At 70.1% G+C, this 21225-nt stretch carries 19 protein-coding genes; 6 read left to right on the plus strand and 13 right to left on the minus strand.

Annotated elements, in window-relative coordinates:
* Nucleotides 1-65 precede the first annotated feature (65 nt).
* On the plus strand, nucleotides 66-1439 hold the full coding sequence (locus ACQ3HE_RS04810) for an L-serine ammonia-lyase (RefSeq protein ID WP_430891524.1): 1374 nt from the start codon (nucleotides 66-68) through the stop codon (nucleotides 1437-1439).
* A 72-nt stretch (nucleotides 1440-1511) separates the two neighbouring features.
* Complete coding sequence (locus tag ACQ3HE_RS04815) at nucleotides 1512-1973, plus strand: rhodanese-like domain-containing protein (RefSeq protein ID WP_202938732.1); 462 nt, start codon at nucleotides 1512-1514, stop codon at nucleotides 1971-1973.
* 34 nt (nucleotides 1974-2007) lie between these two features.
* Here the strand turns inward: ACQ3HE_RS04815 and ACQ3HE_RS04820 are convergent, their stop codons facing one another.
* From ACQ3HE_RS04820 to ACQ3HE_RS04875, 12 genes are all read right to left on the minus strand, one after another.
* Entirely contained in the window at nucleotides 2008-3954 is a 1947-nt protein-coding gene (locus tag ACQ3HE_RS04820) for a thioredoxin domain-containing protein (RefSeq protein ID WP_430891526.1), read from the minus strand.
* Between the two features lie 21 nt (nucleotides 3955-3975).
* Nucleotides 3976-4755 (minus strand): DUF1684 domain-containing protein, encoded by a 780-nt coding sequence (locus ACQ3HE_RS04825; RefSeq protein WP_159878120.1) that lies wholly within the window; start codon nucleotides 4753-4755, stop codon nucleotides 3976-3978.
* Nucleotides 4756-4887: 132 nt separating this feature from the next.
* Nucleotides 4888-5823 (minus strand): ABC transporter substrate-binding protein, encoded by a 936-nt coding sequence (locus ACQ3HE_RS04830; RefSeq protein WP_159878119.1) that lies wholly within the window; start codon nucleotides 5821-5823, stop codon nucleotides 4888-4890.
* Nucleotides 5824-5912: 89 nt separating this feature from the next.
* Nucleotides 5913-6716, minus strand: a complete 804-nt coding sequence (locus ACQ3HE_RS04835; protein WP_159878118.1) for an ABC transporter permease — start codon at nucleotides 6714-6716, stop codon at nucleotides 5913-5915.
* Nucleotides 6713-7423: an ABC transporter permease gene (locus tag ACQ3HE_RS04840; protein WP_079705429.1), complete on the minus strand. Its 711-nt coding sequence runs from the start codon at nucleotides 7421-7423 to the stop codon at nucleotides 6713-6715. The genes ACQ3HE_RS04835 and ACQ3HE_RS04840 overlap by 4 nt, the downstream gene beginning before the upstream one ends.
* Entirely contained in the window at nucleotides 7420-8289 is an 870-nt protein-coding gene (locus ACQ3HE_RS04845) for an ABC transporter ATP-binding protein (RefSeq protein ID WP_430891528.1), read from the minus strand. The genes ACQ3HE_RS04840 and ACQ3HE_RS04845 overlap by 4 nt, the downstream gene beginning before the upstream one ends.
* A gap of 217 nt (nucleotides 8290-8506) precedes the next feature.
* Nucleotides 8507-10006, minus strand: coding sequence for an aromatic amino acid lyase (locus tag ACQ3HE_RS04850; RefSeq protein WP_430891529.1), 1500 nt, complete (start codon nucleotides 10004-10006; stop codon nucleotides 8507-8509).
* A gap of 199 nt (nucleotides 10007-10205) precedes the next feature.
* Nucleotides 10206-10961 (minus strand): ABC transporter permease, encoded by a 756-nt coding sequence (locus ACQ3HE_RS04855; protein ID WP_137242035.1) that lies wholly within the window; start codon nucleotides 10959-10961, stop codon nucleotides 10206-10208.
* Nucleotides 10961-11872, minus strand: coding sequence for an ABC transporter ATP-binding protein (locus ACQ3HE_RS04860; RefSeq protein ID WP_430891531.1), 912 nt, complete (start codon nucleotides 11870-11872; stop codon nucleotides 10961-10963). The genes ACQ3HE_RS04855 and ACQ3HE_RS04860 overlap by 1 nt, the downstream gene beginning before the upstream one ends.
* A complete protein-coding gene (locus tag ACQ3HE_RS04865; RefSeq protein ID WP_064296516.1) occupies nucleotides 11869-12180 on the minus strand; it encodes a transcriptional regulator in 312 nt (103 codons plus the stop codon). The genes ACQ3HE_RS04860 and ACQ3HE_RS04865 overlap by 4 nt, the downstream gene beginning before the upstream one ends.
* Nucleotides 12181-12183: 3 nt before the next feature.
* Complete coding sequence (locus ACQ3HE_RS04870; RefSeq protein WP_124768930.1) at nucleotides 12184-12846, minus strand: hypothetical protein; 663 nt, start codon at nucleotides 12844-12846, stop codon at nucleotides 12184-12186.
* A 329-nt stretch (nucleotides 12847-13175) separates the two neighbouring features.
* Nucleotides 13176-14447 carry an HNH endonuclease signature motif containing protein gene (locus ACQ3HE_RS04875; RefSeq protein ID WP_430891533.1) on the minus strand — a complete coding sequence of 424 codons (1272 nt, stop codon included), beginning with the start codon at nucleotides 14445-14447 and terminating at the stop codon, nucleotides 13176-13178.
* 248 nt (nucleotides 14448-14695) lie between these two features.
* Here ACQ3HE_RS04875 and hrpA point away from each other — a divergent pair, with 248 nt between their 5' ends.
* Nucleotides 14696-18571, plus strand: coding sequence for an ATP-dependent RNA helicase HrpA (gene hrpA / locus ACQ3HE_RS04880; RefSeq protein WP_430891534.1), 3876 nt, complete (start codon nucleotides 14696-14698; stop codon nucleotides 18569-18571).
* 148 nt (nucleotides 18572-18719) lie between these two features.
* Here the strand turns inward: hrpA and ACQ3HE_RS04885 are convergent, their stop codons facing one another.
* On the minus strand, nucleotides 18720-19571 hold the full coding sequence (locus ACQ3HE_RS04885; RefSeq protein ID WP_430891536.1) for a sulfurtransferase: 852 nt from the start codon (nucleotides 19569-19571) through the stop codon (nucleotides 18720-18722).
* A gap of 199 nt (nucleotides 19572-19770) precedes the next feature.
* Between ACQ3HE_RS04885 and ACQ3HE_RS04890 the strand changes: the two genes are divergently transcribed.
* The 3 genes from ACQ3HE_RS04890 (at nucleotide 19771) to ACQ3HE_RS04900 (ending at nucleotide 21223) form a co-directional block, all read left to right on the plus strand.
* Nucleotides 19771-20403, plus strand: coding sequence for a flavin reductase family protein (locus ACQ3HE_RS04890; protein WP_430891915.1), 633 nt, complete (start codon nucleotides 19771-19773; stop codon nucleotides 20401-20403).
* Nucleotides 20404-20498: 95 nt separating this feature from the next.
* Complete coding sequence (locus ACQ3HE_RS04895; protein WP_079705419.1) at nucleotides 20499-20879, plus strand: DoxX family protein; 381 nt, start codon at nucleotides 20499-20501, stop codon at nucleotides 20877-20879.
* 128 nt (nucleotides 20880-21007) lie between these two features.
* Nucleotides 21008-21223 carry a hypothetical protein gene (locus ACQ3HE_RS04900; protein WP_191940724.1) on the plus strand — a complete coding sequence of 72 codons (216 nt, stop codon included), beginning with the start codon at nucleotides 21008-21010 and terminating at the stop codon, nucleotides 21221-21223.
* Nucleotides 21224-21225 lie beyond the last annotated feature (2 nt).

The following is a 21225-nucleotide window of genomic DNA, read 5'->3' on the forward strand; positions in this document are numbered from 1 at the left end:
CACCGCACCCGGCGCCGAAGACGCTTAGAGTGAGAGGAGCCAGTCGCACCGAAGGGGGTCGTCCAGTGACCGCATACGTGTCCGCGTTCGACCTCTTCTCCATCGGGATCGGGCCGTCCAGCTCGCACACGGTCGGACCGATGCGGGCGGCCCTGGCCTTCGCCACCGGGCTCGCGGACGACGGCCTGCTCGCCCGGGTCGACCGCGTCACGTGCTCGTTGTACGGATCGCTCGGCGCGACCGGCATCGGCCACGGCACCCCCGACGCCGTCGTCGCGGGACTCCAGGGGCTCACCCCCGAAGGGTGCGATCCCGCCGAGGTCCGCCGGGCCTGGAGCGACCACCCCGACGGCGCTCCCCTCGCGCTCGCCGGGACGCGTGCCATCGCGTTCTCGAAGGGCGACGTCTCGTTCGTGCCCAGGACGAGGCTGCCGGGCCACCCGAACGCCATGACACTCCACGCCTGGGATCAGCGGAGCGACCTCCCGGTGCGCTCCGAGACGTACTACTCGGTCGGCGGCGGCTTCATCCGTCGTGACGGCGACGACCCGAGCACGGTGCTGCCGTCGACACCCGTGCCGATGCCGTTCCGGACCGCTGAGACGCTCATCGGGCTCTGCGACGAGACAGGGCTCCCGATCGACGCGATCGCGAGACGCAACGAAGAGGCCCTACGGTCCGCGGTCGAGGTCGACGCCGGCCTCGACGCCATTTGGACGGCCATGCACGAGTGCGTGACCGCCGGGCTCGCCGACACCGGCACACTCCCGGGCGGTCTCGGCGTCAAGCGCCGGGCACGTGCCGTCCGTGAGCGCCTCGACGTGGCCGAGGCCGAGAGCGGGCGTGAGCTCCCCACGGAATGGCTGCACGCGTTCGCCCTGGCGGTCAACGAGCAGAACGCCTCCGGCGGGCGGGTCGTGACCGCACCCACGAACGGGGCCGCGGGGATCATCCCGGCCGTCGGGAGCTACTACCTGCGGTTCGTGCCGGGCGCCTCGCTCGACGGCATCCGTCGGTACCTGCTCACGGCGACCGCCATCGGCTCGCTCTTCAAGGCGAACGCGTCCATCTCCGGGGCCGAGGGCGGCTGCCAGGCCGAGGTCGGCTCCGCGTGCGCCATGGCCGCCGGTGCCCTGTGCGCCGTCCTCGGCGGCACACCGCGTCAGGTCGAGAACGCCGCCGAGATCGCGATGGAGCACCACCTCGGCCTCACGTGCGACCCGGTGGGCGGGCTCGTCCAGGTCCCGTGCATCGAACGCAACGCGATCGCCTCCTCGACTGCCGTCAGCGCCGCACGTCTGTCGCTACACGGCGACGGGACGCACCTGGTGTCGCTCGACACCGTGATCGAGACCATGCGCCAGACCGGTGTCGACATGTCGACGAAGTACAAGGAGACGAGCGAGGGCGGTCTCGCGGTCAACGTCATCGAGTGCTGAACCGCGGCGTCGTGTGACCGCGTGTTGCCGACCACCGTGGTCATCCGGGCTGCGGCCTCCTACGGTGGGCGCATGACCTCCACGCACGCGCCGTTCCTGGTGGACCCGCTCGTCTCCACCCAGTGGCTCGCGGACCATCTCGGCAGCGAGAGCCTCATCGTCCTCGACGCGAGTGTCGTCGAGCTGCCTGCGCTGGACGGCGGCCCGGTGCGGCTGGTGAGCGGCTACGACCTGTACCTCTTCGACGGGCACGTACCCGGTGCCGTGTTCGTCGAGCTGCTGGACGCGCGCCAGGGGCTCGGAGCATCCTCAGCGGACGAGATCCGACGCGGTGCGGCCGCCATCGGCATCACGGAGCAGCACACGATCGTCCTGTACGACCAGCTGGACGGGCGCTCCGCCGAGCGCCTTCGTGCGGCGCTGACCGGAGCCGGATACGAGCGCGTCGCGCTCCTCGACGGTGGACTCGGACGCTGGCGCTCCGAAGCCCGCGAGCTGCGCTTCGGTGGACCGGACGGCACGTTCGGAGCCTGACCCGTCGACGTGACGGGTCGGTCGGTGGGCTGGTTCAGCGGGCGTCGAGCTGCGCCGCGTCCGTCACCGGGAGGCGGCAGACGAAGTCCCGGCAGTGGTAGGCGGTCAACCGGCCGTCCCGACTGGTCCGTTCGGCGAAGACGTCGAACCCGCTCGTCGCCCAGGCCACCGCCTGCCGCTCGGAGACCACCGCCACGACGTCGTCCCGGCGCGTCCTGACCGCGTCGCGCATCGCCCGATCCGCCGTCGCGCGATCTTCGTCCTCGTCCGGGTCCACCCGATCCGGCCCGACGACGATGAGTTGCGACGCCGGCCCGGTGAGCGATGCCGCCAGGGCCAGACTCGCGCCGAACGCGGTCGGTGCCGACAGCGCAGCCGACGCGGCGAACCGGACCGCGCCCTCGGCGGCGTCCCGGAACCGGCCGTCGGCCGTCAGCTGGAACAGCAGCAGCGACGCGCGTCCGAGCGACGATATCCCCGAGGGATACGCGCCCTCCGACGGGTCGCCGTCGATCCGCATGCCCTGGGCCGACAGCACCGGGTCGCCGCCGCCCGGCAGGATGAAGCCGGCCACCGCGGCGGAGGAGGCGTCGGTCACGGTCTCGTCAGTCACGGTCTCGTCAGTCACGGTCTCGTCCGGCAAGCACCGGTCGACGAGGTCGCGGGCTACCTCCGCGTAGCGGACCTCGCCCGTCGCGAGGCCGAGGCGCAGGAGCCCCTCCGCGAGCATCCCGTAGTCCTCGAGGGCCGCCGCCGCACCCGACCGCCGTTCGTCGAGCGAGGCCCGGGCGAGCGTGCCGTCCGAGCCGAGGTGGTTCTCGACCACCGCGTCCGCCGCCCACCTCGCTGATTCGAGCCACTCGGGGCGGTCGAAGACAGTCGAGGCCTCCGCCAGCGCGCCGATCGCGAGCCCGTTCCAACCGGTGAGCACCTTGCGGTCAACGGCCGGCGGGGTCAGCATCGCCCGGCCGTCCACATCGCGTCGGTAGTAGCCACCCTCCGATCCGACGCCGTCGACGACGCTCTCGGAGTCCTGCGCCGACCCGAAACCGCCGCTCGGCTGCTGCAGCGTGCCGATGAGGAACTCGGCGATCCCGGCGGCGACACTGGCCGCCCACGAGCTCGGGCGCTCGGTCCAAGCCCGCGTGTACGCGGTGAGGAGGAGCGCATTGTCCGTCAGCATGCGTTCGTAGTGCGGCTCGGTCCAGTCCCGGTTGACCGCGTACCGGAAGAACCCGCCTTCGACCGGATCCCGGAGCGCCGAGGCCCCCATCGTCCTGAGGGTGCGTTGCGCGAGGTCGACACCGCGGCGGGCGACCTCCCCCTCGCGCGGCGTCAGCAGGAAGTCGAACAGCGGGGCCATCGGGAACTTCGGAGCCGTGCCGAAGCCGCCGAGCTCCCGGTCCTCGAGCGCCTCGACCGCCACGATCGCCGCGTCGAGGTCGCCGGGCTCCGGCAGTGGGGCGTCATCCGTGGACGACATCGTCTCGGCGACCGCCCGCGCGAGTCCGTCGGCGCTCGCGACGACCTGCTCCCGTCGCTCGGTCCACGCGACACGGACGGCCTCGAGCACCTGCGGGAACGAGGGATGCCCGCGGAGCGGCACGGGAGGCGAGTAGGTCCCCGCGTGGAAGACGTGTCCGCGCGGCGTCACGAACACGTTCAGCGGCCAGCCCAGGTCACGGGTGAACGCGCCGGCGGCGGCGAGGTAACTGGCGTCGACGTCGGGATGCTCCTCGCGGTCGACCTTCACCGCCACGAAATCGCGTCGGAGGAGCTCGGCGATGTGCTCGTCCGAGAACGACTCGCGTGCCATGACGTGACACCAGTGACACGTCGAGTAGCCGATCGAGACGAGCAGGGGGACGTCACGACGGGCCGCTTCGGCGAAGGCCTCCGGCCCCCAGGGGTACCAGTCGACCGGCTGCTCGGCGTGCGAGCGGAGGTACGGGCTCATCGCCTCGGCGAGCCGGTTCGTCATGCGGGATCCGTTGCCCGGGACCTACTGGCCGAGCGGCAGTCGCTCGCCCGCCGTGATCCGGGTGCGGAGCCGGTTGTTCGGCGCAGGCAGCGGGCACACGTAGTGGTCGCTGAACGCGCACGGCGGCAGGTACGCGCGGTTGAAGTCGACGAGGACGTGGCCGTCCGCGGTCGGCGCCGGCATGCTGATGAACCGGAACCGGTAGCTCTCGTCGCCACTCGTGCCGTCGGAGAAGACCGCCCAGAGTCCGTTCGGGCCGCCCGTGACCGTCAGCGACACCGCTTCATCACCGAGCTCGAACTCGACCCGGCCGACGGGGGTCTCGGTCGTGACGTGGCCGTCGATCGACTCGGTCTCGACCGTGACGTCCGGGGACGGCACGAACCGCGCCGGCCGGATCCAGGCGACGTCGGGGGCGAAGGCGCTGATGCCTTCGAGCGAGGTCCGTGTCGGCGCCTCCGGGTCGAGCACGCGGAGGGCGTAGACGCCGTCCCGCTCCATGCCTCGGAGCAGCGCGTCGCCGAAGTGCAGTTCGTCGCCGTGCACCAGCTCGACGCGGTCGGTCATGATCTGCGCGCCGCTCGGCGTGGTCAGTCCGGTACCCGTGAGCCGCTCACCGACGATGCCGGTCGCGTCAGCACGCCAGGTGCCCGGCGCGCCCTCGAGGGCGGTCGCCTCCTCGGTCAGCCAGTGGGTGAACCGGAGGGCGGCGATACCGTGGGGTGCTCGGACGGAACGCTCGCGAGCGGTGTGCCAGGCGGTCCAGGACGCGATGAACTCTGCGGGGGTCTCGGAACTCATACCCTGACGCTACCAACTCCTCAGGTGTCGGAGACCCCCTGGACATCCGGCTGCAGCCGGATGCGCTCCTCGCGAACAGCGCGATGGCGCCGCCCGGAGAACCGGACGACGCCATCGACGTGTGGCTGCTGCTCAGCTGAAGAGCTTCTTGTCCTTCAGCCAGTCGGCCGCGAGGGTCTTCGGAGCGGCCTTCTCGTCGCCCTGGTTGCGGGCGTTGAGCTCGATGAGGTCCTCGGTGGTCAGCTCCGCGGACACGGCGTTCAAGACCTCCTTGACCTTGTCGCTGGCCTTGGCCGAGTTGATCAGCGGCAGGACGTTCTGCGGGAGGATCAGGTTCTCCGGGTCCTCGAGCGTGACGAAGTCGTTCTCGGTGATCGACGGGGTCGTGGTGTAGATGTCGGCGAGCTGGACCGTGCCGTCGAGCAGGGCCGCGGTGGTCTGTGCGCCGCCGCCGTCGCTGATCGGGACGAAGGTGAGCTTGTCGGCGGGGACGCCGTACACCTCGGTCAGGCCCTTCGGGCCGTACGGGCGCTCAGCCAACTCGGGTGCGCCGCCGATGGCCAGCGGGATGGAGAGCGCCGCGAGGTCGGCGAGGCTCGTGACGTTGTTCGCCTCGCTGAACTCCTTCGTGACGTTGTAGGAGTCCTTGTCCTCCGCCTTGGACTGGTCGAGGACCTCGTAGCCCTTCGGCGTGGCCTCCTGGAGGGCGGAGTAGACCTCGTCGCTCGACGTGGCCGTGGCGGAGTCGTCGAAGAACTGCAGCAGGTTGCCGCTGTAGTCGGGGACGAGGTCGATCGAGCCGTCTTCGAGCGCTGCGATGTAGACGTCGCGCGCGCCGATGTTGAGGGACTCGGCCGTCTTGATGTCGTTGGCCTCGAGCGCCTGGATGTAGATCTGGGCGATGATCTCCGACTCGGGGAATCCGGCGGAGCCGACCGTGATCGTGTCGGATGCCGCGGTCTCCCCGGCGGTCGGGTCGCCTGCGGAGCAGGCGCTGAGTGCGAGGGCCGCGACGGCGGTCGCGGCGATGCCGACGGCGAGGCGTCGACCCTGTCGAACTGTGAACATGGTGTTTCCTATCTGTGATGGGCGAGAACGGTGGTGCCGTTGTGGGTCTGGGAGCCGGGCGGTGCTGTCGCCCGGGATGGTGGAACGCGTCAGTTGTTGCGGTATGCCGCGGTCTGCATGTTCGCCTCCGCTTCTGCGACGGCGGGGTCTGGTGCGGTGGAGCGGTCGCCGCCGGTGGCGTGACCCCGGGTCTCGTCGACCCGCGTGTGGGTCGCCTGGACGCCGCGCGGCACGACGGCGCGCTGCAGCAGGGAGAAGACGCCCTCGAGGAGGAGGGCGAGCACGATGATGATGATCGAACCGGCGAGCATCTGCGCGTAGTCCCGCACCGGGAGGCCGTCGAGGATGTAGCGACCGAGACCGGGGCCGTTGGTGAGGAAGGCGACGACGGTGGCGGTCGCGATCGTCTGCAGGACCGCCGAGCGGACGCCACCGATCATGAGCGGGAGGGCGAGCGGGATCTCCACCTTGCCGAGGATCTGCCACTCGTTCATCCCGACGGCACGCGCGGCGTCGATGGTCTGGCGGTCGATCGACTCGACCCCGCCGTACGCGCCGGCCAGGACGGGCGGGACGGCGAGCACGACGAGGGCCGTGATCGCGGGGACGAGACTCGTGCTGGAGAAGCCCCACCCGAGCGTGATGAGCGCGAGGAGTGAGAGCAGACCGAGGGTCGGCAACGCCCGCAGCGCGCCGGTGATTGCGACCGCGATCTCCCGCCCCTTCCCGGTGTGCCCGATGAGGAGCCCCAGTGGGATCGCGATGACGCAGGCGATGAGGACGGTCAGGCCGGTCACGGCCAGGTGCTGGAGGACCCGCACAGGGATGCCGCCGGGGCCCTCCCAGTGCGCGGGGTCGAAGATCCAGGCGAAGGCGGCGAGGAAGTTGATCATGCGGCTCCTCCCCCGGCGGTCGCCAGCTCACGGGCTTCGGTGGCCGCACGACGACGACGGATCGCACCCTTCGAGCTGATCCGCGTCCACGGCATCAGGAGCCGGCCGAGGAGCACCAGCAGGACGTCGAACACGATCGCGATCACGACCGTCCCGACGATGCCGGTCAGGATCTCGATCGGGAACTGCCGGTTGTAGCCGTCGGTGAAGAGGTAGCCGAGGTTCGTCACGCCGATGAGGGCGCCGACGCTGAGCAGGCTGATGGTGCTCGCGGAGACCACGCGGATGCCGGCGAGCATGAGCGGACCGGCCAACGGGAACTCGACCCGCCAGAACCGCTGGCCGGTGGAGAACCCCACGGCCTGTGCCGACTGCCGGACCCCGGCGTCGACGGCGTCGAGCGCGTCGGCGACCGTGCGGACGAGCAGGGCCACGGCGTAGATGGTGAGCGCGATCACGACGTTCGCCGGATCGAGGATCTTCGTGCCGATGAGGGACGGCATGAGGACGAACAGCGGCAAGGACGGGATCGCGTAGAGGATGCCGCTCAGTGTGAGCAGCACGCCACGCGACCACCGGTACCGGTGTGCGAGCCAGCCGAGGGGGAGGGAGATGAGGAACCCCAGGATGATCGGGGGCAGGCTCAGCTGGACATGAGTGAGGGTGAGGTCCCAGATCATGTCCCAGTTCGCGATGACCCAGCTCATGTGGATGCGCCGTCCTTCCGGACGTCGAGGCCGGGGCGGTCGCCTGCGCCGGGCCCGGCGCTGAGGACGCCGGCGGGGCGGCCCGACTCGTCGACGACGACGTCGCGTCCGTCGACGCGCTCGACGTGGAGCGTCCGCTGGCCACGATCGGCGCCGATGAACTGGGCGACGAAGTCGTCGGCAGGGTTGGCGACGATCTCGGCCGGCGTGCCGACCTGGGCGATGTGGCCGCCCTTCTGCAGGATGACGACCTGGTCGCCGAGGAGGAAGGCCTCGTCGATGTCGTGGGTGACGAACACGATCGTCTTCGCGATGTCGCGCTGCAGTCGGAGCAGCTCCCGCTGGAGCTCGGCACGCACGAGCGGGTCGACGGCGCCGAACGGCTCGTCCATCAGGAGGATGTTCGGGTCGATCGCGAGGCCTCGTGCGACGCCGACGCGCTGCTGCTGGCCGCCGGAGAGCTGACTCGGGTACCGGTCGGCGAGCGCGCGGTCGAGTCCGACGGTGTCGAGGAGGGTGAGGGCGTCCGCCCGGGCCTGCTTCTTGTTGACGCCGGTGAGCATGGGCACCGTGGCCACGTTGTCGATCACGGTGCGGTGCGGGAGGAGACCGGAGTTCTGCATGACGTAGCCGATGCGGCGACGGAGACGGACCGGGTCGACGGCGGAGACGACCTCGTCGTCGATGACGATGCGTCCCTCGCTCGGATCGACCATGCGGTTGATCATCCGCAGGAGCGTGGTCTTGCCGCAGCCTGAGGACCCGACGAAGACCGTGGTGGACCGCGACGGGATCGTGAGGGAGAAGTCGTCGACCGCGAGGGTGCCGTCGTCGAAGCGCTTGGAGACGTGTTCGAAGGAGATCATGCTGGACCGATGCCTCTTCTCTGCACGGCTGTTCGTGACAGGTCGTCTTCCAAGGGTCGTCGCCGCCGCGGTCGGTGGCTCGCTGAACGTCTCTCGGTCGGTGGTCCGAACCTACCGGAGGGCACTGACATCGCCCACCCCCTCGACACGTGTCGAAATACATGGCATGCGACGACGTGGGTGCGCCCGCGCACGTTCGCCGGCCGGCCGCCGTCGCTCAGGATCGGTCGACGCCCAACGCGGCGAGCGCCGCCGTGACGAGCTGCTGACCGTGCAGCTCCTGCTCGATCGCCGACCGGAGGCCGGCGTGGGCGACGGAGAACCCGACCGACCATCCGTCGTGCTCCGCCGGGCCGAGCGCGTCCGCCGCGACGACCGCCTCGACCGCCAGCACGTCCGCGAGGAGGGCGGTCGAGCGTTCCAGCAGTCGCAGCGAGGTCCCGGCGAAGGAGGCCGGGTCGTCCGAGTCCTCGTCCGGCACGCCGGCGGTGACGACCGGGGTCGCGAGCACGCGCAGTTCAGCGACGAGGTCCGCCGCCGACTGACCGAGCCGACCCGGTACGAGCCCGTGCCCGGTCCCCCGCGGGTCGACCCCGCCTCCGGCGATGCGTCCGAGCCGTCGCTCGGCGGCAGCAGCGGTGTGCGCGATGGCCGCGCGCAGCCCGTCGAAGGCGCGGGTGAGCCGGGCGCCATGCAGCAACCCGCCGGTCCTCAGGACACCCGATGCCTGATCGACGAGTGGATCCTCCGAGGCCGTTCCGAGCGTCGCTTCCACGAGCTGGACGGCCGCCGTGACCTCGTCCGCGAGGGCACCGTTGATCTGCGGGGTCGCGCGGAGCCGCAGTCCGTCCAGGTCCCGTCCGCCGCGCGCACCCCGCGGGCCGACCGGCGTCGCCAACAACTCGGAGATCCGCTCGCCGCTGGCCCGGGTACCCGCCGACGGGCTACCGGCGAGGACCCTCGCGTCGAACGCCGGTCCTCGCCCGCCGAGCCCGGACCGCGCAGCGGCCCGCGACGAGAGCGCGCTCGTGGTGTCCGCCAGTCGGCTGAGCGCGCCGAGCCGGTGGAGTGCGAGCGCACCGACGCCGAGGGAGTAGGCGTTGTGGTGGACGAACGCCAAGCCCTCGTGCACAGCGAAGTCGAGCGGTGCGAGCCCGACCCGCGACAGAGCGACCTGGGCGGAGAGCCGCTCACCCGCGAGGACCGCTTCCCCCTGCCCGATCACGAGCGTCGCGACGGACGCCAGGTGGGTCTCGTCGCCGTCGCCGAGGGAGCCGACGGACGGGATCACCGGGGTCACCCCACGGTTGAGGAGCTCCGCGACGAACACGGCCGTCTCGAGGCGGATCCCGGATGCGCCACGGGTCCATCCGGCGAGCCGGGCGGCGACCACCGCCCGAGCACGGTCCACCGAGAGCGGCAGTCCGATGCCGCCACGGCGGTCATGGACGACACGCTCCTCCACCGCCGAGGCATCGAGCGTCGCGGTGCGCGGAGCCGCTCGTCCCCCGGCGGGACCAGGGATCCGTGGACCCTGGGACCGAGGGCCCGGCGCACCGACTCCGATCGGCGTCGTCTGCCGGTCGACGACGGCCCGGCCGGCGCCGATGCGGTCGAGCGCCGGGGTGTCGAGGACGACGATGGCGTCGTCGCGGGACACGGCCACGAGGTCGTCGACCGAGATCGGGCCGATGCCGAACACGACCGGGGCTCCCATCAGTGCGCGCCCGTCGATCGGTCGGCGGCGTTCGTCTGGTCTGCGCTGTTGGACACGGGTCGCTCCATCCGCTCGTCATGGGCCGTGGTCCGGCCGGGATGGACGTCAGCGTACGAGCGTCTGGCGGCCGGTGCACGGTGTGTGTCGACGTGTGACAGCACACGGGGACGGTCGGTGCTCGGCGAGGTGTCCGTCGACCTCAGCGGTAGCGGCGGCCCTCGTCGCGGCGGTAGAGAGCGAGGACCACGACGGTCAGGACGAGGGTCCAGGCCAGGACGCCGACCCACGACCACCACGGCAACTCGCCACCCTGGACCGCCCAGACGACGAGCTCCCGGGTCTGGCGGCTCGGGAGGAACATCGACAGCCGGTCGAGCCACGGGGCGAAGAGGAACGGTGGGATGAACAGTCCGCCGGCGAAGGCCAGCGAGAACATGACCACCTGCACCACCGCGATCGCGGCCTTGCTGGGGAGGGCGTACCCGATCGCGGTGCCCAGGAGCATGAACGGCAGGGCACCCACCAGGAGCGCCACGATGCCACCGAGCAGTCCTGTCGGAGTCGTGGTGGCGGCGGTCAGGAGCGCACCGAGCACGACGACCGGTATGACGGCCGCGAACCCGAGGAGACCGACCGAGCACAGGTGCGAGAGGACACGGGCGACACCCGTCACCGGAAGGGTGCGGAGGTACGGATCCCACGCCTGCTCCCTCGCCTGGGCGATGGTCAGGCCGAAGCCGAACAGGGAGTTGGCGAGCACCGCGAAGACGATGAGGGAGATGACGGCCTGGGTCGCGATGACGGGATCGCCGGCGACCTGCGCCTGCGGGACGACGAAGAACAGCAGCGAGAGCGCGGGGAAGACGAGCGAGCCGATCAGCGCGATCGGGACGCGCACGGTCTCGAGCAGGGAGTACCGCGCGTGCAGGGCGGTGAGCTGGAGTGTGGTGGCCATCAGGCGGCGCTCCGTTCGACGTCCGCCCGGGCATCCGCGGTGAGGGTCAGGAACGCCTCCTCGAGGGTCGCTCCGCGCACGGCGAGATCGGTGAACGGTGCCTCGGACCGGACGAGCTCGCGCACGAACGCGTCGGCGTCGCGGACGTCCAGTTCGACGGCGTCACCGTCACGACTCGCCTGGACGACCCCGGCGAGCCGCTCCACCGCTCCGGGGTCTGTGGTCCGGAGCCGCACCCGGTGGATACCGACGAACCCGAGCACGTGGCGCAGCGAGGCATCGGTGATGACCCGTCCGCCACCCAGCACCACGACGCGCTCGGCGAGTGCTTCGATCTCCTCGAGGTAGTGACTGGTGAGGACGATCGTCGCCCCGAGCTCGTGTTGCCGACGGATCGCGTCCCAGAGGGTCCGGCGGGCGTCGACGTCGAGGCCCGTCGTCGGCTCGTCGAGGAGCACGAGACGCGGTCTGCCGACGAAGGCGAGTGCGACCGCGAGTCGGCGCTGCTGTCCGCCCGAGAGCGAGCCCGTCTGGCGTCGGAGGAGGTCGCCGAAACCGAACTGCTCCGCCAGGGAGGCCGTCGGCACGCGGTCCGCGAAGTGCCGTCCGACGAAGTCGACGACCTCTCCCACCCGGAGCGTGGGCGGCAGTGCCGTCTCCTGCGGCGTCGATCCGAGCCGCGTGCGGTTGACCGCTTGGGCGGGATCGCCGCCGAAGAGCGTCACCGTGCCGGTCGTCGGACGTCGGGTGCCCTGCAGCAGGGACAGCACGGTGGACTTGCCGGCGCCGTTGGGCCCGAGGAGCCCGACGAGCGAGCCCGGCTCGATCCGGAGGTCGACGTCGTGCAGCGCGGTCACGTCGCCGTAACGTCGTGTCACGCCCTCGAGGGTGGCCAGTGGTGTGATCGTCATGATGTCCCCGTTCCCGACGCGCCGCCGAGCATCGCTCGAAGGCCGGTCATGTAGTCCTCGAACGCGCGGCGCCCGAGCGTGGTGAGTTCCAGGTAGGTGACCGGAGTGCGTCCCCGGTGGGTCTTCGTGACGAGGACGTAGGCGCCGTCCTCGAGTTTCCGCAGGTGTGTGGACAGGTTCCCGGCGGTCATGTCGAGCATCTCCTGCAGGCGGGGGAACGACATGCTGCTGTCCGCATCGATCGCCGCGAGCGTCGACATGATGCGCAGGCGGGCTTGAGCATGGATGAGGGGGTCGAGTTCGTCCATCGGTCACGCCGCCGATCGGTGGGCACGCCGACGGCGGGTCGCCTCGAGGAAGGTCGCGTACACGAGGAACCCACCTCCGCCGGCGATGGCCATGATGAGCGCGTTGCCAGGCGAGCCGAAGAACGGCGCGGCCATGCCGACCACGATGATCCAGATGCCCATGCCGTACATGAGGCGGTCGCGCCAGACTGCTCCACCTGCGAGGTACAGCAGACCGACCACGAGGCTGTAGATGGCCGGGTAGAAGATGGCGGCGAGTGCGGGCGCCATCCCGGCAGCGAACAGAGCGCCGCCGAACACCGCCGCTGCCGTGCACCCGATCGCCCAGGCGATGCCGTACATGGTCCCCTGCACCTGCTGTGCTCCCTGGATCCCGCGAGACACGCGGGAGCCGATGATCGACGACGAGACGATGCCGCCAACCATCAGGATCCCGAAGAGCCACCCGGCGACCGCCGGCGGGGTGGTGAACCAGGGGTTCTCGTCGCTCGCGGACCAGAGCGCGAGGAACCCGACGGTCCACGCGACACCCCAGATGTACACGATCGCGATGGTGGGCCTCGTGAAGATGTCGTCGACACGGCTCGCCTGTCGCTCCTGCAGAGCGAGCATGGCGGCCGGGTCGAGCGCATCCGAGCCGTCGGTGGGTTCCATCGGTGAAGTCATATCTACTTTGTAACGCAAACCACTCTGCGAAGCAACCCTGTTTGCCATACAGCGTTCAGACCTGCCCGCTTCACGCCGAGGTGCCACAGCCCGACTGCCCTTCGACAGGCTCAGGGACCGGGTTCATCCGGCCGCCCCTCTCCCACCCACCCTTCGACAAGCTCAGGGACCGAATCACCTTCAGTGAACCTCTCCCGGTCACTGAGCCTGTCGAAGTGCGGCACAGCTCGGGGACCGAAGCGGTGCGGACAGACTTCTCCCGGTCACTGAGCTTGTCGAAGTGCCCACGAGGACCCACCTCCTTCGACAGGCTCAGGGACCAAAACTTGTCAGAAGGGCGCGGGATCGGGTTCGGTCCGATGGTGTTTCCCGTCAGATGTCGTCCACTTGAGAACCCCGCCCGGTTTGTGGTCGAGGTTCCATCCGGGCAGATGCTTCATCCGGTGATGATGTCGGCAGAGACAGGCGAGGTTCCCGACATCCGTCGTCCCGCCGTCCTCCCAGGCGACCGAGTGGTCGAGGTCGCAGGCCCGGGCTCGCCTGCCGCAGCCTGGTGCGCGACAGGTGCCGTCCCGCAAGCGGACCGCGCGTTGCAGGTCGGCCGGGACTCGGTATTGATTCCGCCCGACGGAGAGGACGGCGCCGGTTTCCGGCTGGACGAGGATCCTGGTGAAGCTTGGTGCGTTCACCGCGATGCGAGCCGCGGTCTCGGGGTCGATCGGGCCGTACCCGTCGAGCATCGCCGGGGCATCGCTCACGCCCGCCATGCTGAGCGCCGGCACCGTGATCTGCACCGTCGGCTTGATGTGCTCCTGCACCTCGATCGGATGCGGAAGCACCGGGCTCGACATCACGTCCTCGGGCGTGACGCCGGTGAGCGCGAGTGCTGCGAGGGCGTCGGCCTGCAGCTGGGCGCAGGTGCGGGTGTAGCCAGCTGCGCGAGATTCCGAGGCCGCTGCTTCGACGCGCTCGATGATGCCCTGGGCGATGGGTGCGGTGGTGAAGAGGTGCACCCATGCCATGCCGTCGGCTTCGGGTTCGAACTCGACCCGGCGGTCGGCTTCGGAGCGGGTTGCACGTGCGGTGATCGACTCGGGGTGGAGTCGCTCGCGCAGCACGCGGGCGCTCGTGCGGAGGCCAGCGGCCGTGGTGCGCTCGGCGACGACGAGGACGCGGTCGAGGAACACCGCCCGTCCAGCAGCAGGGACGTCACAGAGCTGATCGGTGATCACCCGCGCATGCCGCGCCGAGATGTGGCCTGCCTCCAGCGACGCCAGCACGGCCAGTGCGTCATTGACGAGACGTTCGGCGTCGTTCGTCGCAAGCTGGACCGTCCGCTCCGGCATCCGGGTCGCCATCGCGAGAGCCGCACACGTCGACCGACGGGAAAGCGCCCGACGTTCAGCCGGCGGGAAGATCGCCGGGACCGTGGCGTCCGCGAAGGCATCGGCATAGGCGGCGGAGCGGGCCAGCAGACGCGCCTTCCGCGCGTCCAAGACGGCCTGCTGCCGGTGGATCTCAGTCCACTCGTCCGAGAACTCCGCCAGCTGCGCTGCGTATTCGTCGCCGACGCGGATAGCGGCTGGCGTGGTCTCGGTCATGGAACAAGTCCACCACGGACCACTGACATTCCAGATGCTGAGTCGGTTCGGTTATGGGAGTGTCCTCGTATGCCCTTCGACAGGCTCAGGGACCGGGGGAACAGCGCCGGATTCGTGAGGTTCGTCGTATCCCCTTCGACAGGCTCGGGGACCGAAGGAGGTTGCTCAGGGACCGGAGGAAGGGTTCGCCGGATCGGGAGGCCCGGAGCGGCAGCACACCGCGTCCAGCCCGATACGATGGAGGGCTGATGTCCGACCTCCGAATCTCCTACCCGCCCGAGCTGCCGGTCAGTGCCGCCCGCGCGGACATCGCGCGTGCCATCAGCGAGCACCAGGTCGTCATCGTCGCGGGAGCGACCGGTTCCGGCAAGACCACTCAGCTGCCGAAGATCTGCCTCGAGCTCGGTCGCGAATCCATCGGGCACACGCAGCCCCGACGACTGGCCGCGCGCACGATCGCCGAACGCATCTCGGAGGAACTCGGCCAGGAGCTCGGTGGCGTCGTCGGCTACCAGGTCCGGTTCACCGATCAGGCGTCGAAGGCGACGAAGATCAAGCTGATGACCGACGGCATCCTGCTGAACGAGATCCACCGCGACCGGATGCTGCGCAAGTACGACACGATCATCATCGACGAGGCACACGAGCGCAGCCTCAACATCGACTTCCTGCTCGGCTACCTCAAGCAGCTCCTCCCCCAGCGCCCTGACCTCAAGGTCATCATCACGTCCGCGACGATCGACCCGGAGAGCTTCTCGAAGCACTTCGACGGAGCGCCCATCGTCGAGGTCTCCGGCCGCACGTACCCGGTCGAGATCCGCTACCGGCCGCTCGTGGCCGACGAGCCCACGGACGACGATGAGGACGCCCCCGAGTCCGAGGCCGCCGACCGCGACTACCTCGAAGGCATCAACACCGCCCTCGACGAGCTGGCGCGCGAGTCGATGGGCGACGTCCTCGTCTTCCTGTCCGGTGAGACGGAGATCCGCGACGCAGCCGACGCCATCCGCGGCCGCAACCTGCCCGGCACCGAGGTGCTGCCGCTCTACGGCCGGCTCTCCTCCGCCGACCAGCACCGCGTGTTCCAGCCATCGACCGTGGCAGGCCTCCGCCGGCGCATCATCCTCGCGACGAACGTGGCCGAGACGAGCCTGACGGTGCCCGGCATCAAGTACGTGATCGACGCCGGAACCGCCCGCATCTCGCGCTACAGCGTGCGCTCCAAGGTGCAGCGACTCCCCATCGAGGCGATCTCGCAGGCGTCGGCGAACCAGCGTTCGGGTCGGTCCGGCCGCACGAGCGACGGCATCGCCATCCGCCTCTACTCGGAGGACGACTTCGCGAAGCGCCCGGAGTTCACCGAACCGGAGATCCTCCGCACGAACCTCGCCGCGGTGATCCTCCAGATGATCTCCCTCGGCCTCGGCGACATCGCCGCCTTCCCCTTCCTCCAACCGCCGGACGCCCGCGGCATCAAGGACGGCGTCGATCTGCTGTCCGAACTCGGCGCGATCGAGACGCGCACCTTCGCCGACGGCTCACCTCGCGGCGGCGGTCCACGTCTCACGCGGGTTGGGCGCGACCTCAGCCGCCTGCCGATCGATCCGCGGTTCGCGCGCATGGTCGTGGAGTCGAAGCAGCACGGGGTGTCGCGGGAGGTGCTCGCGATCGTCGCGGCGCTCACCATCCAGGACCCACGCGAACGACCGCTCGAGCACCGGCAGAAGGCCGACGAACTGCACCGCCGGTTCGTCGACCCGACGAGCGACTTCCTCGCCCTCCTGAACCTCTGGAACTACCTCGAGGAGAAACAGGACGAGCTGTCGTCGAGCGCGTTCCGTCGGCTCTGCAAGAACGAGTTCCTCAACTACCTCCGCGTCCGCGAGTGGCACGACGTCTACCGCCAGCTGCGCCAGCTCGCGAAGCCCCTCGGCCTGACGATCAACGAGCCGGCGGTGAACCCCGACGGCATCCACAAGTCGCTCCTCGCGGGGCTCCTCTCGCACATCGGGCTGAAGGACCAGACCGTCGCTCCGGTCGTGAAGGGCCGGAACGCTCCACCGGTGACGAAAACCGCGAAGAAGGGCGACTACATCGGTGCCCGCCAGACGCGCTTCGTCCTCTTCCCCGGGTCCGCGCTCGCGAAGAAGCAGCCGAACGCCGTCATGAGCGCGGAACTCGTGGAGACGAGCCGGCTGTTCGCCCGCACCAACGCCTCGATCGACCCGGCGTGGGCGGAGCAGATCGCCGGCGACCTCTGCAAACGCTCGTACAGCGAGCCGCACTGGGAGAAGAACCAGGGCTCCGCCGTCGCCTTCGAGAAGGTGACCCTCTTCGGCGTGCCGATCGTGCCGCGCCGCCGGGTGCAGTTCGGTCGCATCGACCAGGAGCAGGCCCGCGAACTGTTCCTGCGGCACGCGCTCGTCGACGGCGAGTGGACCCACGACATCGGTCGCGACAAGCTGTTCGACTTCCACCGCGCGAACCGACGACTGCGCAAGGAGCTGAGTGAGCTCGAAGAGCGGACGCGACGCCGCGACATCCTCTTCGACGACGAAGCCGTCTTCGACTTCTACGACGCCCGCGTCCCTGCCGAGATCTCGACGACGCGGGGCTTCGAGTCCTGGTGGCGCAAGACGCGCGTCGACCAGCCCGAGCTGCTCACGATGCGCCAGGAGGACCTCCTCCCCGAGGACGCTCCGGCGGTGGATGAGGACCGCTTCCCCGCCGAGTGGGTGCAGGCCGACCAGCGGTTGAAGCTCAGCTATCGTTTCGAGCCCGGAAGCGACGACGACGGCGTGACGGTCATCGTCCCGCTCGCCCTGCTCGACCGGCTCTCGCCCGCGGGCTTCGACTGGCAGGTCCCCGGTCTCCGTCGGGACCTCATCACGGCGATGATCAAAGCGCTCCCGAAGGCCCTGCGTCGGAACATCGTGCCTGCGGCCGACTGGGCGGCGAAGCTGCTCGCCGAGCTCCCCGCCGACGTCCCGGCGGTCGCCCCCGGCAGTCCGGCCGCCGAGGACTCGTTCGCCACCCGTCTCGCGAACGCGATCAAGCGGCTCTCCTACATGGACATCACCGCCTCGGACTTCGAGATGGAACGCGTCCCCGAGCACCTGCTCGTGACCTTCCGGGTCATCGACGAGCGCGGCCGGACGCTCGCCAGCGGCAAGGACCTCGTCGAGCTGCAGCAGCGCCTCAAGCAGCGAACGCGGGCGAGCGTCGCCAAGGTCGCGGCTGCCAGAGCGCCCAACGCCATCGAGCGCTCCGGGTTCACCAGGTGGGACTTCGACGACCTCCCCCGCTTCATCGACATCCGCCAGGAGGACGGCGTGATCCGCGGCTACCCCGCGATGGTCGACGACGGCACGAGCGTGTCGATCCGGATCATGAGCACGGAGGCCGACCAGGCCCGCGCCATGCCCGCGGGGGTGCGCCGCCTCCTCCTGCTCGCGATCCCGTCCCCGACGGCGTATGTGCAGCAGCACCTCAAGGCCAACGAGAAGCTCGCGCTCGCGACGAGCCCCTACCGGTCGACGCCGGCGTTGTTCGAGGACTGCCTCGCCGCCTGCATCGACGATGTCCTGTTCCGTGTGGTGCCCGACGGACAGGTGTTCTCCCGACTGCAGTACGAAACGCTGCGCGACCGCGTGTCCGCCTCGGTCATGGACCGGATGTTCCAGACGGTCGCCATCGTCGCCCGCATCCTGCAGGCCGCGCGCGACACGGAGAAGGCCATGAAGGCGGCGACGAGCATGACGCTGCTCGCGGCGCTCACCGACATGCGGGGCCAGCTCGACGGACTGGTCTTCCCGGGCTTCGTCTCCCGGACGGGCTCAGCACGACTCGAACATCTGCCCCGCTACCTCGCCGGCATCCGTTACCGCGCCGAGCGACTGACGGACAACCCGAACCGCGACCGGGTGTGGATGACGGAGGCGCAGACGGCGTTGGCGCGGTTCGAGGCCGCTGGCGGCACCATCCCGCTGCCCGCCGAGGCTCCGGAGCACCTCGTGAAGGCCCGGTGGATGCTCGAGGAGCTCCGGATCAGCCTGTTCGCCCAGCAGCTGGGCACGGCCGAGTCGGTGTCGTTACAGCGCCTGCAGAAGGTCCTCGCGGGCTAGCGATCCCCGGTCCCTGAGCCTGGCGAACGAAGGGCTCCGCTCGCGGACCCTGGTCCCTGAGCCTGTCGAAGGGCCCCGCTCGCGGACCCCGGTCCCTGAGCTTGTCGAAGGGCGCATCTCGACGAGCTCCTTGTCCGGAGTCGGCGATTCAGGCGTCCGGTCCCGTCGCCACCGGACGCTCCGGGTGGTTCGCCCACTCGCTCCACGACCCCGGGTACAGCACCGGTTCGAAGCCGGCCAGGGTGAGTGCGACCGCGTTGTGCGCCGCGGTCACCCCGCTGCCGCAGTAGGTCGCGACCGTCGCGTCCGCAGGCACGCCCGCGGCGAGGAACTGCTCGCGGAGGGTCTCAGGCGACAGGAATCGGCCGTCGGCGCCGACGTTGGCGGTCGTCGGCGTGCTGAGCGCTCCGGGGATGTGACCGGCCCGAGGGTCGATCGGTTCGACCTCGCCCCGGTACCGTTCGCCCGCGCGCGCGTCGAGCAGCACCCGTCCCTCGCCTGCCCACGTCGCGGCGGTGTCGATGTCGATGGTCGGCAGGACACCCGTCGTCAACGTGACCGTCCCGGGTTCCGGGACGACCTCGCCGCGCTCCACGGGCAATCCGGCGTCCGTCCACGCCCGGAACGCGCCGTCGAGGATGCGGACGTCCGCGATGCCGGCGTTCCGCAGCACCCACCAGGCGCGTGCCGCCGACAGGCCCTTGAGGTCGTCGTAGACCACGACGACGTCGCCGTCGTCGATGCCCCACGATCGCGCGGACGCCTGAAGCGCCTCACGGTCGGGCAGGGGGTGACGGCCTCGGATGGCCGGTTCTCCGGTCGGCACGTGGTCGGCCAGCTCGTGGTCGAGGTCGACGTACACGGCGCCGGGCAGGTGTCCCTCGAGGTAGGCGGGCCGTCCGTCCGGTGCGTCGAGTCGCCACCGCACGTCCAGGACGCGCACCGGCGTCTCGGAGGCGATCAGAGCTGCGAGGTCGTCCGGGGCGATGAGGATGGGCATGCGTCCAGCGTACGCACGCGAGGTCGACGAGACCCACGCCAGACCTCTCGGTCACCGTCACACCGGGTAACAGAGTTGCAGCTCCGGCCGGATGAGCGAAACGTAGCCTCTGCAGCGTTCACCGAATCGGCGTTGCAGCAGTCGTCCACAGCCGTTCGAAGGATCCCCCGTGAGCTCAGTCCACCCGGCAGCCGCCTCCGTGACCACCTTGCCGTCCCCCGTCGACGGCGGCGAGGTCGCCCCCGGTTTCGCCTCCCTGTCCCCCGACGACTTCAAGTCGGCGTTCCGTCAGCACCCGGCCGGCGTCTCGGTCATCACCGCGGACGACGGTAGCGGGCCGGTGGGACTCACCGCCACCTCGGTCTTCTCCGTCAGTGCGGAACCGCCGCTCCTCGTCTTCTCCGTGTCGTCGCTGTCCTCGAGCGCGCCGACCATCACCGCGTCCGACACCGTCGTCGTCCACCTCCTCGGTTCCGAGCAGCTGCAGATCGCGAAGCTCTGCGCGACGAGTGGGATCGACCGCTTCGCCGACACCTCCATCTGGGACCGCCTGCCGACGGGCGAGCCGTACTTCACGGGCAACGGCGTCTGGATCCGCGGACGCATCGTCAACCGCATGGAGGCCGGCACCTCCACGGTCATCGCGGTGCACGCGCTGGAGTCGAGCGTCTCGCAGCCGCAAGCGGCCGAGGAGCCGGTCCGGGCAGAGCCTGCCGCCGAGGCGCCCGCTCCCGCCGCCCCGACATTCAGCCCCAGCTTCGACGGCGCACCGCTCGTCTACCACAACCGCACCTGGCACCGTCTCGACGCGAACTCGCAGATCGACGGCTGAGCGGCCTGCTGCTGGACATCTGTGCACTCCAACCCGCCGTCGGTCCACCGATCTCCGGATAGCGTGGTGACATCACCATCGTCGAGAGGACCCTCATGGCTGGATCGAAAGCCCGCACCGCCGCACGTCTGCTGCTCGGAGGCGCGCTCGTGTTCGCCGGCATCAGCCACCTGACCTTCGCTCGGAAGGACTTCCAGGCGCAGGTGCCGGAATGGGTCCCGATCGACGAGGACACCACCGTGCTCGCCTCGGGCGTCGTCGAGATCGCGCTGGGTGCGGCACTCGCCTCAGGCGTCAAGCGGACGGCCGTCGGCAACCTCGCTGCGGCGTTCTTCACCGCGATCTTCCCGGGCAACCTCTCCCAGTGGCTCAACCGCCGCGACGCCTTCGGTCTCGACACCGACAGCCGCCGGTTCACCCGGCTCTTCTTCCAGCCCGTGCTCATCGCCTGGGCCCTCTGGTCCACCCGCCGCTGACCACCAGCCGTCGCTGAGTCGCCCGAATCTGCGCGTTTCCGCGTCGGATTCGAACATCCTCGGGCGAGTCAGCGGCGCACGGCGGATCGCCAGGTAGGGTCGAGGACACCAGAGCCACAGGGAGAACGATGCTGACGACCGAAGCGACCATGGACGAGCTGCTCGTCGCCGAATCCGTCGAGACGCCGAGCGCCGGACGCAACGGTGTCGTGAGTCTCGTCTCACTCGTCGTCATCCTCACGATCGTGGTCACTGCGATCGCGGCGCTCTTCCTCCCGGTCGTCCAGGGCGCGACGGCGTTCTTCTACTTCTTCCTGGCCGGCTTCGGCGGCCTCGGCGGCTGACG

The organism is Plantibacter auratus, assembly GCF_050587365.1.
Taxonomy (GTDB): domain Bacteria; phylum Actinomycetota; class Actinomycetes; order Actinomycetales; family Microbacteriaceae; genus Plantibacter; species Plantibacter auratus.

What these genes read in the sequence shown, in the direction of transcription:
- ACQ3HE_RS04870 (WP_124768930.1), bottom strand. Translation starts at nt 12,846, where the DNA reads ATGACTTCACCGATGGAACCCACCGACGGCTCGGATGCGCTCGACCCG.
- ACQ3HE_RS04820 (WP_430891526.1), bottom strand. Translation starts at nt 3,954, where the DNA reads ATGACGAACCGGCTCGCCGAGGCGATGAGCCCGTACCTCCGCTCGCAC.
- ACQ3HE_RS04855 (WP_137242035.1), bottom strand. Translation starts at nt 10,961, where the DNA reads ATGGCCACCACACTCCAGCTCACCGCCCTGCACGCGCGGTACTCCCTG.
- ACQ3HE_RS04850 (WP_430891529.1), bottom strand. Translation starts at nt 10,006, where the DNA reads ATGGGAGCCCCGGTCGTGTTCGGCATCGGCCCGATCTCGGTCGACGAC.
- ACQ3HE_RS04845 (WP_430891528.1), bottom strand. Translation starts at nt 8,289, where the DNA reads ATGATCTCCTTCGAACACGTCTCCAAGCGCTTCGACGACGGCACCCTC.
- hrpA (WP_430891534.1), top strand. Translation starts at nt 14,696, where the DNA reads ATGTCCGACCTCCGAATCTCCTACCCGCCCGAGCTGCCGGTCAGTGCC.
- ACQ3HE_RS04830 (WP_159878119.1), bottom strand. Translation starts at nt 5,823, where the DNA reads ATGTTCACAGTTCGACAGGGTCGACGCCTCGCCGTCGGCATCGCCGCG.
- ACQ3HE_RS04840 (WP_079705429.1), bottom strand. Translation starts at nt 7,423, where the DNA reads ATGAGCTGGGTCATCGCGAACTGGGACATGATCTGGGACCTCACCCTC.
- ACQ3HE_RS04835 (WP_159878118.1), bottom strand. Translation starts at nt 6,716, where the DNA reads ATGATCAACTTCCTCGCCGCCTTCGCCTGGATCTTCGACCCCGCGCAC.
- ACQ3HE_RS04815 (WP_202938732.1), top strand. Translation starts at nt 1,512, where the DNA reads ATGACCTCCACGCACGCGCCGTTCCTGGTGGACCCGCTCGTCTCCACC.
- ACQ3HE_RS04875 (WP_430891533.1), bottom strand. Translation starts at nt 14,447, where the DNA reads ATGACCGAGACCACGCCAGCCGCTATCCGCGTCGGCGACGAATACGCA.
- ACQ3HE_RS04825 (WP_159878120.1), bottom strand. Translation starts at nt 4,755, where the DNA reads ATGAGTTCCGAGACCCCCGCAGAGTTCATCGCGTCCTGGACCGCCTGG.
- ACQ3HE_RS04895 (WP_079705419.1), top strand. Translation starts at nt 20,499, where the DNA reads ATGGCTGGATCGAAAGCCCGCACCGCCGCACGTCTGCTGCTCGGAGGC.
- ACQ3HE_RS04885 (WP_430891536.1), bottom strand. Translation starts at nt 19,571, where the DNA reads ATGCCCATCCTCATCGCCCCGGACGACCTCGCAGCTCTGATCGCCTCC.
- ACQ3HE_RS04900 (WP_191940724.1), top strand. Translation starts at nt 21,008, where the DNA reads ATGCTGACGACCGAAGCGACCATGGACGAGCTGCTCGTCGCCGAATCC.
- ACQ3HE_RS04860 (WP_430891531.1), bottom strand. Translation starts at nt 11,872, where the DNA reads ATGACGATCACACCACTGGCCACCCTCGAGGGCGTGACACGACGTTAC.
- ACQ3HE_RS04865 (WP_064296516.1), bottom strand. Translation starts at nt 12,180, where the DNA reads ATGGACGAACTCGACCCCCTCATCCATGCTCAAGCCCGCCTGCGCATC.